The 13,682-nt window shown below is 66.5% G+C and carries 15 protein-coding genes; 11 read left to right on the plus strand and 4 right to left on the minus strand.

Annotated elements, in window-relative coordinates; genetic code table 11:
• Positions 1–12: 12 nt before the first annotated feature.
• The 5 genes from PROPJV5_RS13170 to PROPJV5_RS08975 all read left to right on the plus strand — a co-directional run bounded on the left by PROPJV5_RS13170 (position 13) and on the right by PROPJV5_RS08975 (position 3,405).
• Positions 13–114: a GMP synthase (glutamine-hydrolyzing) gene (locus PROPJV5_RS13170; RefSeq protein WP_420812729.1), complete on the plus strand. Its 102-nt coding sequence runs from the start codon at positions 13–15 to the stop codon at positions 112–114.
• An 86-nt stretch (positions 115–200) separates the two neighbouring features.
• A complete protein-coding gene (locus PROPJV5_RS08960; protein WP_119716015.1) occupies positions 201–704 on the plus strand; it encodes a TetR/AcrR family transcriptional regulator in 504 nt (167 codons plus the stop codon).
• Between the two features lie 175 nt (positions 705–879).
• Positions 880–1,659 (plus strand): SDR family NAD(P)-dependent oxidoreductase, encoded by a 780-nt coding sequence (locus PROPJV5_RS08965; protein ID WP_119716016.1) that lies wholly within the window; start codon positions 880–882, stop codon positions 1,657–1,659.
• Positions 1,660–1,942: 283 nt separating this feature from the next.
• Positions 1,943–2,407: an RrF2 family transcriptional regulator gene (locus tag PROPJV5_RS08970; RefSeq protein WP_119716017.1), complete on the plus strand. Its 465-nt coding sequence runs from the start codon at positions 1,943–1,945 to the stop codon at positions 2,405–2,407.
• Positions 2,404–3,405 carry an NADP-dependent oxidoreductase gene (locus PROPJV5_RS08975; protein ID WP_119716018.1) on the plus strand — a complete coding sequence of 334 codons (1,002 nt, stop codon included), beginning with the start codon at positions 2,404–2,406 and terminating at the stop codon, positions 3,403–3,405. The genes PROPJV5_RS08970 and PROPJV5_RS08975 overlap by 4 nt, the downstream gene beginning before the upstream one ends.
• Before the next feature lie 30 nt (positions 3,406–3,435).
• Here the strand turns inward: PROPJV5_RS08975 and PROPJV5_RS08980 are convergent, their stop codons facing one another.
• Positions 3,436–4,074, minus strand: a complete 639-nt coding sequence (locus tag PROPJV5_RS08980; protein ID WP_119716019.1) for an NAD(P)H-binding protein — start codon at positions 4,072–4,074, stop codon at positions 3,436–3,438.
• A 30-nt stretch (positions 4,075–4,104) separates the two neighbouring features.
• Positions 4,105–4,440 carry a nuclear transport factor 2 family protein gene (locus PROPJV5_RS08985; protein WP_119716020.1) on the minus strand — a complete coding sequence of 112 codons (336 nt, stop codon included), beginning with the start codon at positions 4,438–4,440 and terminating at the stop codon, positions 4,105–4,107.
• Positions 4,441–4,575: 135 nt separating this feature from the next.
• Here PROPJV5_RS08985 and PROPJV5_RS08990 point away from each other — a divergent pair, with 135 nt between their 5' ends.
• The 6 genes from PROPJV5_RS08990 (at position 4,576) to PROPJV5_RS09015 (ending at position 11,265) form a co-directional block, all read left to right on the plus strand.
• Positions 4,576–4,932, plus strand: a complete 357-nt coding sequence (locus tag PROPJV5_RS08990) for a winged helix-turn-helix transcriptional regulator (RefSeq protein WP_119716021.1) — start codon at positions 4,576–4,578, stop codon at positions 4,930–4,932.
• Positions 4,933–5,239: 307 nt separating this feature from the next.
• The gene (locus tag PROPJV5_RS08995; protein WP_239018452.1) at positions 5,240–6,100 is read left to right on the plus strand and encodes an SDR family oxidoreductase; all 861 of its coding nucleotides are present in this window, start codon (positions 5,240–5,242) and stop codon (positions 6,098–6,100) included.
• Positions 6,101–6,145: 45 nt separating this feature from the next.
• Complete coding sequence (locus tag PROPJV5_RS09000; RefSeq protein ID WP_220474397.1) at positions 6,146–6,934, plus strand: carboxymuconolactone decarboxylase family protein; 789 nt, start codon at positions 6,146–6,148, stop codon at positions 6,932–6,934.
• Positions 6,935–7,333: 399 nt separating this feature from the next.
• Positions 7,334–8,596 carry an ATP-binding protein gene (locus PROPJV5_RS09005; protein WP_119716023.1) on the plus strand — a complete coding sequence of 421 codons (1,263 nt, stop codon included), beginning with the start codon at positions 7,334–7,336 and terminating at the stop codon, positions 8,594–8,596.
• A 598-nt stretch (positions 8,597–9,194) separates the two neighbouring features.
• Positions 9,195–9,974 (plus strand): ZIP family metal transporter, encoded by a 780-nt coding sequence (locus PROPJV5_RS09010; RefSeq protein ID WP_220474398.1) that lies wholly within the window; start codon positions 9,195–9,197, stop codon positions 9,972–9,974.
• A 268-nt stretch (positions 9,975–10,242) separates the two neighbouring features.
• Positions 10,243–11,265 (plus strand): aldo/keto reductase, encoded by a 1,023-nt coding sequence (locus PROPJV5_RS09015; RefSeq protein WP_119716024.1) that lies wholly within the window; start codon positions 10,243–10,245, stop codon positions 11,263–11,265.
• Positions 11,266–11,367: 102 nt separating this feature from the next.
• On the opposite strand, the gene PROPJV5_RS09020 is transcribed toward PROPJV5_RS09015, so the two are convergent.
• Both PROPJV5_RS09020 and PROPJV5_RS09025 read right to left on the minus strand, forming a co-directional pair.
• Positions 11,368–12,549: an ABC transporter permease gene (locus PROPJV5_RS09020; protein ID WP_182858660.1), complete on the minus strand. Its 1,182-nt coding sequence runs from the start codon at positions 12,547–12,549 to the stop codon at positions 11,368–11,370.
• Positions 12,536–13,681: an ABC transporter permease gene (locus tag PROPJV5_RS09025; protein ID WP_119716025.1), complete on the minus strand. Its 1,146-nt coding sequence runs from the start codon at positions 13,679–13,681 to the stop codon at positions 12,536–12,538. The genes PROPJV5_RS09020 and PROPJV5_RS09025 overlap by 14 nt, the downstream gene beginning before the upstream one ends.
• Position 13,682 lies beyond the last annotated feature (1 nt).

The raw sequence follows: 13,682 nt of genomic DNA on the forward strand, positions 1-13,682 counted from the left end.
GACTGGCCGCTCATGAAGCGGATCACCGCCCGCATCCTGGCCCAGGTGTCCGGCGTGTGCCGCGTGGCCTACGACCTCACCCCCAAGCCCGTGGGCACCATCGAATGGGAGTGAGTCTCGTGGATGAGCCACCATCCGCGGGTACGTGCGAAAGGTGACGGCCGCTATTGGGAACTCGGGACGCCATACGGGAAACGTTCATGGACATCTACGCCCGCGAGCGCTTGGACCGCATGACGGTGAAGGCCCTCTGCGCGGCAGTTCCGGTGGCCCGCACCACGTTCTACGCGCACTACCGCAATCTTGACGACGTGCTCGTCGAGGTTGAGGACGAACTCCTCGCCGGCTTGGGCGAGGTCACGGACCGCGTCTCCGATGGCGACCTTCCCGGCATGGACTTCGGCGTCTTCCTGGACGAGACCTTCGGCTTCGTCGAGGAGAGGTGGTCGGATTTTCGGACACTGCTCGTCGTGCAGCCCGATGCCCGCTTCGTGGCCAGGTGGAAGGACGCGATCAAGACCAACTTCGCCCGGCGCTACCCGTCATCGCGGATGCAACCCAACCGGGACCTGCTCGCCGAGATGGGCGCCTCCGCTGCCATCGGCGCCTACACCTGGTGGATGGAGCATCCTGAGACGACCGGCGTCGAGGACGCGAAGCGCCTCGTCGAGCGGGCACTCTCCGCTGTCATGGCAACGCTGTAGAACGTCCCCCGCCAAGTCCGAACACTCCCGCCCTCCGTGTCGTGTTCGCAGGCGCCTTCTTCACGTTGAATGGGGTCGACACATTCCGATGACCGGCGAGCGGGAGACGCCCATTGGCGGGCGGCGACGTCCACGTGTCCCGCCGAGACGGCCGTCACGAGAAAGGAAATGAGCGATGGCACACAGCAGGCCGACGGCCCTGGTCACGGGTGCATCCGGCGGTCTTGGGGCCGAGGTCGCCCGCGTACTCGCAGGCGAGGGCTTCGACCTCGTGCTCGTGGCCCGTAACGAGGGCAAGCTCCTCGCCTTGGAGAACGAACTGGAGGACGGGTACGGCATACACGCTCACGTCTGCCCGGCAGACCTCTCGCGCGAGAATGAGGCGCTCGATGTATACGATTTCGTTCTCGAACATGAGCTGAACGTCGATGTGCTCGTGAACAACGCGGGCTTCGGCGACTCAGGGACATTCCATCGTGCCGATTGGGCCCGGCAGCGAGACATGGTGCAGGTCAATGTGGTCGCACTGATGCAGCTCACCCGGCTGCTGGTGCCGCCCATGGTGGAACGCGGGACGGGCATGGTCCTCAACCTCTCGTCGGTCGCCGCGTTCAGCGCAGGACCGTACATGAGTACCTACTACGCCACCAAGGCGTACGTGCTCAGCTTCTCCGAGGCTCTTCATGAGGAGTTGGCTGGTACGGGCGTCACCGTGACGGCGCTGTGCCCGGGCCCCACCGCCACCGGCTTCGAGTCCGCAGCCGCCATGAGCTCGGGTTCTGCGATGTTCCGCCACGCCGCGAGCGCAGCCGACGTGGCCCGCGACGGCTGGGCCGCCATGCGCAAGGGCAAGGCCGTCTGCCTGCAAGGGGCGTTCACGAAGGCCATGGCGCTTGGCTCTCGCCTCGTGCCCCGCTCGGTCGCGCGCAAACTGGCCATGCGCATCAACCGGTGACGGTTCACCTGGCATTGTCCGCCGGGGCACGTGCCCTCTCTGTTCCCGGGAGTTCAGGGGGCGGAGGACGGCGCCTCATGATGCTGGCGCATGCTCCAGGAATTGCGCGAGACCGGCCGTGCGCACCGTCCTTGGTGTGGACATCGCCCATTGCAGCCGTCGCGTAGGTATCCCGACTGGCCGGTGAACACTTACCGGCACGTGCGTGGCAGCACTGTCGATCCCGCCGTTGAGGGACCGCGCTACGCTGCACCTGTATTACTTAGTGATACAGGAGGTGGCGATGGACACGCGATTCTCAGTGGCGGTGCACGCCCTGGTGCTGGTCTCGCAGGCGGAGGAGCCGGACGGGCCCATCACGTCAGCCAGGATCGCGACGAGCACGGGCGTGAATGCCAGCTATGTCCGCAAGGTCATGGCCGGTCTCGGGCAGGCCGGAATCGTCGGCTCCCACTCGGGGTCGGCCGGCTACCACATGCTCATGGACCCGCGCGAGGTCACGCTTCTGGCAGTTCACGACGCCGCCTGCGGCCACCCGGTGCATGCCATCGACATGCACCGCAACCCGAACGACGCCTGCGTCGTCGGCCGTCACATCGAACCGGTGCTGACCCCGATGTTCGCCGAGGCTGAGGAGGCTCTCCGTCGGGCACTCGCCTCCCGCACCCTCGCCGATTGCGTCACCGCCATGCGCGCCCGGCTTTCGCCCGCCGAGCGCGCCGAACTCGACCATGGAGGAACCAGATGAAGGCAGCAGTCCTCATGCGCCACGGCAAGGCGCCCTACGCCGTGCAGGTGAGCGAGGTCCGCGACCCCGACGTCGGGCCGAAGGACGTGCTGGTGCGCGTGCGTGCCGCCGGCGTGAACCCCCTCGACACGATGATCGCCCGCAAGGAGGTCGCCCTCCTGGTCGGCTATCGCACCCCGCTCATCATGGGCAACGAACTGGCCGGCGAGGTGGAGGCCGTCGGTGCCGAGGTGACGCGGGTGCGGGTGGGGCAGCGGGTCATGTGCCGGATGCCGCTGGATGGGATCGGCGCCTTCGCCGAGTACGCCGCCGTCGACCAGGACGCACTCGCCCCGATTCCCGATGCCTACGGCTTCGAGGAGGCCGCAACCCTGTCACTGACCGCGCTCACCGCGATGCAGGCCCTCGACCTGCTGGAGGGCGCCGGTGAGGGGGACACCGTGTTCATCTCCGGCGGGACCGGATCGCTGGGCGCCACCGCCATCCCGCTCGCCGCGGCCCGCGGGCTGCAGGTGATCACCTCAGGCAATGCCCGGCACGAGCAGCGGGTCCGCCGGCTCGGCGCCGCGCGCTTCATCGACTACCGCACCCAGGACTACGCCGACGTGCTCCACGACGTCGACTTCGTCATCGACTCCCTGGGCGGCGACGAGATGAGGCGTCAGCTGGGCATCATGCGTTCCGGCGGCACCCTGGTCTCGCTGCGCGGCGGCCCCAACGGCGAATTCGCCCGACGGGCCGGCTACGGCCCTCTCAAGAGGGCACTGTTCACGCTGGCCGGCGCCGGTGCGGACCGCGCGGCCGCCAGGCGCGGGCAGCGCTACCGCTTCGTCTTCGTCCACGCCGACGGCGAGCAGCTGGACCGGGCCGCGACGATCCTCGCCGGCCAGAACGTGCCCGCACAGGTCGGCCCCACCCTGCCGCTGGCACAGGTGTCCGAGGCTCTGGCCCGCGTCGACGCAGGCGGCGCCGTCGGGAAGATCGTCCTCGTGCCCTGAGCCGGCGGGGAGGACGGCACCGGCCCGGGTTCAGGCCCGCGCCAGCGCCTCGGCGATGGGCTCCGAGCCCCGGCGCATGTCGATGATCCGGCCCACGGTCCTCGGCGTGTCGAGGACGCCGACCAGGACCTCGGCCACATCGGGGATGGGGATGCTGCCGTCATGCTCTGGATTCAGTTCGATGCGTCCAGTGCCGGGCTCGTCCTTCAGGACGCTGGGCCTCACCAGGGTCCACTCCAGGCCCGACAGCCTGGTCAGCCATTCGTCGGCGAAGAACTTCGCGATGTTGTAATTGGTGATGCTCTTCAAGGACTCCTCGTGCTCCCATTTCTCGGGCTGCAGCGAGAAGATCGAGCTGAGCATGATGAAGCGGCGTGCATCTGCCGCGGCGGCGGCCCTCATGAGTTTCACGGCGCCGAATGCGTCGGTCTGCAACAGGTCCTTGCCGCGCGAGCCCGCGGTGAAGACGACGGCGTCGCTTCCACGGACCAGATCGGTCAGCGTCCCCACGTCGGCGTGGAAATCGAGGTTGCGGGCCACGACCCCCGCCGGCCACTGCCGCGACTCGGCGCTGCGCGATGCGGCGACCACCTCGTGCCCGCGTGCCGCCAGCCGCGTCACCACCTCCTGCCCGACACGGCCGGACGCTCCTGCCACGAATACCCTCATGTCATTCCTCCTCGTTGCGCCGTTGGCCGATCACTTGTCGGTGAAGACCTTCGCGGCGATCTTCCAGCCGTCCTCGGTCTTCTTCAGCACGTGGAGGTCCACGTAGTCCGCCCCGTGGAAGTTCTCCATCGTCACGCGCACGGCCGCGATGTCGTTCACGACGTCGAGTACGTCGATCTGCGCGGTGGACTCGCCGGGGCCGAGTTCGTCCACGGTGTCGAACAGCGTTTGAATGGGGTCCCCATTGATGGTCGCCCCCGCCAAGAAGGCGGGCCTTTGCGCGTCGCCGCTCACGTTGCCGCCCTCGGTGTAGATCCTCACGCAGTCGATGATGTCCTGGTAGTCGCGGATGGATGCGTTGGCCATGTCAGGGGCCCTCTCTCATGATCGATGTGCGGTCGCGGCGGATGTCCGCGTCTGGTGACGCACTCTATTGCGACGACGAAGCCTGAACCAGTACTGTTTTTGAGAACAGGTACCTTCTCAGAAGAAAGCAGGGGGATGTCTGATCAGGCGCCGAGCATCGCGGATGCACAGTTCGAGGGCACCGGCTACAGCTACACGATGTCGCTCATCCGGGGCAAGTACAAGATGGCGATCCTCTACTGTCTGATGGAGTTCCAACCGGTGCGCTTCAACGAGATGCGCCGCTACCTGGGGAGGATCACCGACAAGACGCTCTCTGCGAACCTGAAAGAACTGGAGGCCGATGGCCTCATAGCGCGCCAGGAGTATCCGCAGATTCCCCCGAAGGTGGAGTACTCGTTGACCGAACTGGGGGAGTCCCTCATGGAAGTGCTCGACCAACTGTGCACCTGGGGCGAGACGCACATGAGCGGGTCAGTGGTGGCGCCATGACCCGGTGCGGTGGACGCCATCGGGTCTTGCGCGCGGGGCACCTCTGCGTGGAAGGGTGGAGCGTCCTGCTTCACCGAGGTCATTCGCACGATGCTGCGACACATGCGCACGCCGCGTCGCTGCCGCATCACCCAGGTCTCACGGCGGCAGGTCCTTGGCCGCCACGATCGAACGTCCGGGACGGTGCAGGTCTGGTCGTCGCAGCAGAGCGAGTCGGCGGTGAGCGCAGATTTCGTCTGGGGCGAGCAGCATGCGGGTGCACTCGCCCTGAGCGGCCGATTCACGAACAGGAGAGGGGAACACGAGCATGGACAAGGTCATGAAGGACGTCGTCGCGTTGGTGGGGGCCGGGGGTATCGGCGTCGCGATCGCCCGGCGTGTGGCTCAGGGCAAGCACCTGGTGCTGACCAGCCGTACGCAGGAGGAGGTCGATCGTGTTGCCGCGGACCTGCAGAGGGATGGTTTCGACTGCTCGGCCATGGCCTGTGATCTCGGCAGCCGGGAGGACATCTTGGCGGTGATAGCGCACTGTCAGCAATTCGGCCCCATCACCAATGTCATCTGTGCGGGAGGGGTGAGCCCCTCGCAGGCCCCTATTGCTGAGATCCTGCGCGTCGATCTCTACGGGACATCCGTCCTGCTTGAGGAGTTCGGCAAGGTCATCGCCCAGGGCGGTTCGGGGGTTGTGGTGTCCAGCCAGTCGGGCCACCGTCTGCCCGCTCTTTCCGCCGAGGAGAACTGGGCGCTCGCCATGACTCCGACAGAGGAACTGCTGAATCTGCCCCTCCTCGCCGAGGACAGCGTCGGCACGACGCTGCGTGCCTACCAGTACGCCAAACGGTGCAACGTGCTGCGCGTGCAGAGCCAGGCGTGTGAGTGGGGCAGGCGCGGTGCGCGCGTGTTCTCCATCTCGCCCGGCATCATCATGACGCCGCTCGCCTTCGATGAACTGAACGGCCCACGCGGCGAGGGCTACCGCAAGATGCTCGACCTGATGCCTGCGAAGCGCGCCGGCACCGTGGACGAGATGGGAGCGCTCGTGGCCTTCCTCATGGGGCCGGAGGGCACCTTCATCACCGGTACCGACATTCTCTGCGACGGCGGATCCACGGCTGCGTACTGGTATGGCGACCTACAGTACCTGCAGGAGGGCTGGAGCCAGTCCTGAACATCGGTGCCAGACGATCCTGTCACAGCGGAGAGGAGATTCCCCATGGTTTACCAAACGAGGTTGACGGCTGACGCCCAGGCGTTTCACGAGAGGATGTTCCCGGGGTACGAAAGTGACTTCCTGCGCACCGACCCCGAGTTCATCGAGCGCTTCGACAACTTCGCCTTCGACGAAGTCGTCGATGCCGTCCAGCTCGACGAGGTCACCCGCTACCTCGGCTGGCTGGCGACGTTGCTCGGCTGCCAGGGCATCGACGAGTACCGTGCCATCGCCCCGGCCGCCCTGCGCAACGGGATCACCCCCGTGCAGCTCAAGGAGATCGTCTACCAGGCGGTCGCCTACCTGGGGATCGGTCGTGTCTTCCCCTTCCTGAAGGCCACGAACGAGATCCTCGAGGCGGCCGGCGTCGAACTACCCCTCGAACCCCAGGCCGGCACGACTCCGGACCTGGACAGCCGCCTCGCCGGGGGAGAACGGGCTCAGGTCGACATCTTCGGTGAGGGCATGCGCGGCTACAAGGATAAGGGAAACCCCGACTATCCCAAGATCAACGAGTGGCTGGTCGGCAACTGCTTCGGTGACTGGTACACCCGTGGCGGGCTCGACCTGAAGCAGCGCGAGCTCGTCACCTTCTGCGTCATCGTCGCCCAGGGCGGTGCCGACGCGCAGGCCCGCGGGCATGCCGCCGGGAATCTCTCGGTGGGTAATTCCCGCGGGCTACTCATCCGGGTCATCGAGTCGAATCTGCCCTTCATCGGCTACCCCCGCACGCTCAACGCCCTCGCGGCCCTCGACGCCGTCAGCGGTTCGCAGGCGCAGGAGCAGTCCTGACGGAGTTCCCCGCCAGCTGCGCGGCGGCCGACCGTCTCATGTGAGGAAGGGCGGTCGGCCGCCGTCGTTGTGCCCGTCGGCGGTCACCCGCCCAGCGTGTAGCGACCGGCGTTGATCGAGGCGATCGCACCGCCGGCGATGAGCGGTCCTGCCGGTGGCCAGTTCGCCGAGGTTGCTGTTCGACCTTGTCGCTCAGACGCATCATGTGGCCGGCCTGGCTGGAGATGATGAGCCCGGCGCAGCCTCGGGCGAGGACTGGTTGGGGGAGGCCCCTGCCGCGTCCTGCTGTGCCGTCCCCGAACGCCAAGTGCCCGGTTGGGACGACGCCAACTGCCCGGCTAGAATGACGCCAACTCCTGGGTTGAAGTTGGTCTTGCGCTGGATTGCAGGAGGAGATCGATGGCCGATGTGAGCTACCGTCCTCGTGTCGTTGATGCCCTCGTCGACGATGTCCTGGGCTACTCGGGTGGCTTGCTGATTGAGGGCGTGCGCGCCTGTGGCAAGACCATGACTGGACGCCAGCATGCGGCATCCGAGGTCGCCCTGGACTCGGGTCTGCCGCAGATTCGCGCTGCGCTCGACCTTGATCCTGCGCTGCTGCTGGACGGTGACACCCCCAGGTTGATCGATGAGTGGCAGCTCGCACCGGACCTGTGGAATGCGGTACGGCGGGAGGTCGACGCCAGGCAACGCCCTGGACAGTTCATACTCACCGGTTCCTCGGTTCCCGCCGAGGATGCTACGCGGCATTCCGGTGCCCACCGGATCTCCAGGGTGCGCCTGCGTCCGATGACCCTGTTCGAGCGCGGTCTGGGCGCGGGGACCGTCTCGTTGGCGGCACTGTTCGACGGCGAGGCGCCGCCGCCCGCGCTTGACTCCGGCACGAGCGTCCCAGAGGCGCTGGATGTGCTGGTGCACGGCGGCTGGCCGGGCGACGTCGATGCCACCACTGCGCAGGCGCAGCGTCACCTGCGCGACTACGTGGAGGATGTTGTCAACATCGACGTGGGGCGGCTCGATGGAGAGCCGCGCCGCGATCCGATCAGGTTGCACGCACTCCTGCGCTCCCTGGCGCGCCACATCGCCACCGAGGCTTCGTTCACTACCATCGCGAGGGATGTGACGACTCAGGCGCTCAGCGCGGAGACCACCGCGAGCTACGTCAACGCCCTGAGGCGGCTCTTCATTGTCGAAGAGCAGCCCGCGTGGGCTCCGCACCTGCGTTCACGCTACGCGGTGCGCACCTCATCAAAACTCCATTTCGTGGATCCCGCCTTGGCTGCAGCCATCACCGGGACCTCGGCGGAGCGTCTGATGCATGACTTGGAGACCGCCGGGTTGTGGTTCGAGTCCCAGGCTGTACAGCATCTGCGGACCTTCGCCGAACTGCGAGGTGGGCACGTCTACCACTACAGGGACAAGTCGGGAAAGGAGGCCGACGCCGTCGTCGAGTTCGACGACGGCCGTTGGGCTGCTTTCGAGGTCAAGCTGGGGCAACGGCAGATACCGAAGGCACAGGACTCCCTGGCTGCGTTCGTGGCCGACATTGACACGCGATATACGCCCGCACCGGTCTTCACTGCCGTCGTGACCGCCGACGGACCCACCATGACGATGCCTAACGGCGCCTTCACCTTCCCACTCAGTGCGCTGCGTCCGTAGTGGCGCACCAGCTGGACGAGGGACCCGAGTCGCTGCGGGGACAGGGTCTTCTCGCGCATCTCGTGGGGAGCGCCGGCGGCGTGCCAGTGGTGGGCGCAGAGATCCTCCTACAACCGTTTGACCAGAGTTGTCCGTGAGGGGTCGTCCTTCCCGGATTTCCTGTCCACCCACAGATCCCTGACGCGGCGGATGCGTCTGGCATGACACAAGAACGGTTGTTGACTCTCGTGCTTGGGGGAGTTGTTCGAAGCCGTGGTCGAAGGTGCGCCCGAGGAGGCACAACCCCAGGAGGACTGCTTCCGGCGGTCTCGCGCGGAACGCCATGGCTTTCCGGTAACAGGATTGGCGTTGTCGGCGGGTTACTGACGTGTTTCTCGGCGAGGTTGGTGGTGGCTATCGTATGATCCGGACCATGAGCCGGGTCCTCGTGGCAGATGAGGAATGGCTGTCCTGCGTGGCCGTCAGGGGACAGTGCCGGACGAGTCGATGACGTTGAAATCAGGGGCGACCATTCTTCTGTCGAAGGTCATGGGCGGCGCGTGAACGAGCATCACATGCTTCCAGTGAGGCGGTGGGAACTGTGATAGAGGTGTTCCCCGTGAACGCCCAGTTGATGCTGGGAATCTTCTTACCGCTTCTTGGGACCGGCCTCGGTGCGGCAACCGTATTCTTCTTGCGAGAGGGTATCTCCGATGTCGCGCGGCGGGTCTTGACCGGTTTCGCCGCCGGTGTCATGGTGGCGGCCTCCTTCTGGAGTCTGTTGCAACCGGCCCTGGAAAGTTCTGCTCAGCTGGGAAGATTTTCCTTCATACCTGCCACCATTGGTTTTCTGGTGGGTATCGGATTCTCCTGTTCCTTGGTTTTGGTGCACCGCATCATGCACGTCGGCGAGAAAATCGAAGGGCCGGTGGGCGGTCTGAAACGGACGACCAAGCTCATCCTGGCTGTCACCCTGCACAACATCCCCGAGGGGATGGCTGTTGGCGTGGTGTATGCCGGATGGTTGTCCGGGGAAACCGGGATCAGTCAGACGGCCGCCTTGGCCCTGTCGCTAGGCATCGCCATTCAGAATTATCCTGAGGGCGCCATCGTGTCAATGCCGCTCAGGGTCGAGGGAATGTCGAAGGCGAAAGCCTTTCTGTGCGGCGTCCTCTCCGGGGTCGTGGAGCCGATTGCTGCCGCGGTGACCGTTGTCACCGCGAGTGCGGCTGTCATCGTGCTGCCCTACCTGCTGGCCTTCGCTGCTGCAGCAATGATGTATGTGGTGGTTGAGGAACTGATCCCGGACATGTCCTCGGATACGCACTCGAATGTCGGGACGGTTTCTTTCTCGCTGGGATTCGTCTTGATGATGATCCTGGATGTGGCGCTGGGGTGACATGGGCTTGCCCGTGTCCGGCGAACGAGCTTCTGCGCCCGGTAGGTTCAGGGCGAGACCGGGGCGGGTCATCCCCTACGGCCACCCCGGAGGTGCAGCGGCGGGGCATCGACGATGCCGGCCGTGAGTCGTACAATCCATTCCCACGACGACGTGAGACCATGCGGCATGGCCGGCTCGCCGTGCCCGGTCAGCCGGGACGGCATGCACCGGCGCGTCACCGGCCGGCAGCGATGCGCGTGGCCTGTTTCACCCGGCAGGAGGAGACATGGAGTACACAAAGCTCGGTACCACGGATATCACGATCCCGCGGCTGTGCATCGGTGGCATGAGCTTCGGGAGGGTCTTTCCCGATTTCCACCAGTGGGTCATCGACCAGCCCGCCACCCAGGCCGTCATCGCCCGGGCGCTGGAACTGGGCGTGAACTTCATCGACACGGCCAACACCTACGCCCACGGCACGAGCGAGGAGTTCATCGGACAGTCGTTGAAGAACCTCGGCGTCAGGCGAGAGGACGTGGTGCTCGCATCGAAGGTCTACTTCAACGAGGGGCACCTGTCACGGGAGGCCATCGAACGCGAGATCACTGGAACACTCGAACGCCTGGGCACCGACTACCTCGACCTGTACATCATTCACCGCTTCGACTACGACACGCCCATCGAGGAGACCATGGAGGCGTTGGATGGCCTGGTGAGGGCGGGCAGGGTTCGTGCGCTGGGGGCTTCTGCCATGTACGCCTACCAGCTGCACAACATGCAGGTGGTCGCCGACCAGAATGGCTGGACGAGGTTCTCCAGCATGCAGAATCACTACAACCTGCTCTACCGGGAAGACGAGCGGGAGCTGATTCCGGTGTGCCGCCAGTACGGCATGTCCCTGACTCCGTACAGTCCGCTCGCCTCGGGGCATCTGACCCGCCCCACCTGGGACTCCGACAGCGTACGGTCCACCACCGATACCACGATGCGCAGCAAGTACGACCGTGACCGTGAGACGGACATGCCCATCGTCACGCGCGTCGCCGAGCTCGCCGAACGGCACCAGGTGCCGATGTCCGACATCGCGTTGGCCTGGCACTGGGCCAGGGGTGTTGCCGCACCGCTCGTCGGCTGTTCGAAGCCGAGCAGGGTCGACGACGCGGTGCGCGCCCTCGACGTGGAACTCACCGCCGACGAGGTGACCTACCTGGAGGAGCCCTACCAGCCCCACGAACTCGTCGGCCCCCTCGCCCGCCCCGGCGAGAGAACCCTCGCCGGGGCCACCCAGGAGCCGCCGCGGCGTTCGTGAGAGCCGATTCGTCGTTTCCGTCGCGTGCCCGGGGAGGTGTTCGTCAGAACGACCGCCCCGGGCGCCGGAGGGGATGAGAGCCCGGCCGCAGGCCCAACGCGGTCACAGCGAGGTGCTCGACCGGGAGCGCCCGAGGGCCAGCCCGACACCCAGGATGGCCGCCGCGAACAGGGCGCACACCCCGCAGTCGCCCACCAGCGTGGCCAGCGATCCAGTGGCGGTCAAGGTCGGGTCGGCGGCACCGTTGATCGCCTGGTTCACCCAGTAGCAGGGCGTGAAGCGGGACACCGTGATGACCGCGTTCGGCAGGTAATCGACCGGGACCCAGGCCCCGGACAGGAACGACAGGGTCATGCCCGCGATGTTCGCGACGGCGTTCGATGCGTTCTCCCCGAGCCCGAGCTGCCCCAGCAGGAAACCGACCGCCGAGGCCACGAGCACGTAGGAGAACAGGGCCAGGGCGAGAACACCGAGCAGCGGCGCAGAGCCGGACACGTGCTCGAGGCCGAACGCGGTGATGCCCAGAGCCATGATCCAGGCCCAGCCCACGACGCCGACGACCAGGCAGGCGCACAGCACGCCCGTGCTCCGCGGCAGACCGCCGACCGGCGCCGCGTTGATGCGCGACCGCACCGGGCGGCGGCCCAGCGCCGTCGTCAGTGTCGAGACGGCCACGACGGAGAAGGCGAACAGCGGGTAGGTGGAGAACTTGGCGAAGACGACGAGGCTGTCGGGCAGGGGCGCGCCGTCGGGCGTGATCAGCTCGGCCTGCGCCTCCTGGGTCATCGCCTCGTCGGCGAGCCCGACGGCTCCCTCGGGCCCGGCGGTGCCGGATGCCAGGTGGGCGTAGACCTGGTCGAGCCAGGCGCGGGTGCGCACGTCCATGAGGGAGCCGGACGCCGAATCGTAGCTGACGATCGTGTCCAGAACCGGTGCGTCCTGGCCTTGGCGGGCCGCATCGAAGAACGCGTCCCCGTAGCCGGCTGGGATGATGAGGATGTACTGGATGCGGTTCTGGGCGGTGGCGTCCTGCATGGCACGCTTGTCGTCGTCCAGGGGCTCCGGCTCGCCCGAGGACTCGACGTAGTCGGTCAGAGCCTGCGACACCACCGAGCCGTCCCGGTCGACGACCGCCACCGTCGGCACATCCTCGAGCAGCTGCGAGTTGTAGTTCCCGCTGGAGAACCCGGTGAGCAGGCCCAGCATGCTCAGCAGGAACAGGTAGATGAGGATGTAGCCGCGGTGCGCGGCGATGATCCTCAGCGAGCACTTAAAGATGCTCATGGCTCATCCTCCTCATCCGGACCAGCGCGATCGAAAGGAACAGGCACGCCATGGCGCCCATGACGGCGCAGCTGTGCGCGAAGGGCGCAAGACTGTCGTAGTAGAGCAGCGAGAAGAAGCAGTGCGCCGACTGCCACAGGGGATTGAGCTGCGCCAACAGGGGCAGGGAGTTCTGCACCGTGTCGGCGAGCTCCTGCGCCGCCGTGCCGTACAGACCCGTGAACAGCGACAGCAGGCAGGTGATGCCGGAGACGACCCCCGTCCTCATCCCGCGGACGGTTCCCAGGGCGGCGCCCGCGGTGCAGGACAGCAGGCTGGAGACGCCGATCGCCAGGTGACACATCCCGGTGTGCGCCCCGAAGTCGACGCCCACGACGAGGCGGATGAACCAGAAGGCGGCGAGCAGGCAGACGAGGATGCCGAGCCATGCGGCACCGAGCGTGCCCGCCAGCACCTTCCACCGCGGGATCCCCGCGAGCGTGCGACGTGCGCCGAGCGGCGAGGAACCGGCCACGACCTCCTGCACGGCGAGCATCGAGATGTGCATGCCCATGCCGCAGGCGAAGGCGAGCAGCGCGAAGTAGTAACGCACCGTCGGGCTGCTGGGGGACTCGGTGATCTGGGCGCGCTGGGTGGACACGTGCTGCACCTGCATGGCGGCGATCTGCTCGGGGCCGGCCCCCTGAGCAGCCAGGGCGGCGTACTGGGCCCTGGTCTGCTCATAGGAGTCGAGGGCGGCCCGCAGCACGGGGACCGTGTTCGCCGCGCTGTCATTCGGCAGGACGCGCAGCACCGGTGTGCCGTCCTCGACCTCGATGTAGCCGACCGTGTCGCCGTTCTTCGCTGCCGTCTCGGCCTCGTGCGCCGTCGCGTACCGGTGGGTGTTGATGAGGTGGGTCCCGTCCTGCTCCGACGAGAGGGCGGCGATGAAGGCGTCGAATCCCTCGGCGGCCTCGTAGGCGTCGTCCTGGACGACGCCCATCTCGATCGGGTCGGCCTCGTATGAGTCGTCGAGCGCCGAGAACGCGGCCATGAAGATGAGGGACATGATGATGGGGAAGGCCAGGGTCCACACGAGCAGGACCTTGTCGCGCAGCAGTCGCAGCACCTGGTAAGAGCCGATGGTGAGCATC

Origin of the sequence: Propionibacterium ruminifibrarum (assembly GCF_900289195.1) — a bacterium.
Classification (GTDB): domain Bacteria; phylum Actinomycetota; class Actinomycetes; order Propionibacteriales; family Propionibacteriaceae; genus Propionibacterium; species Propionibacterium ruminifibrarum.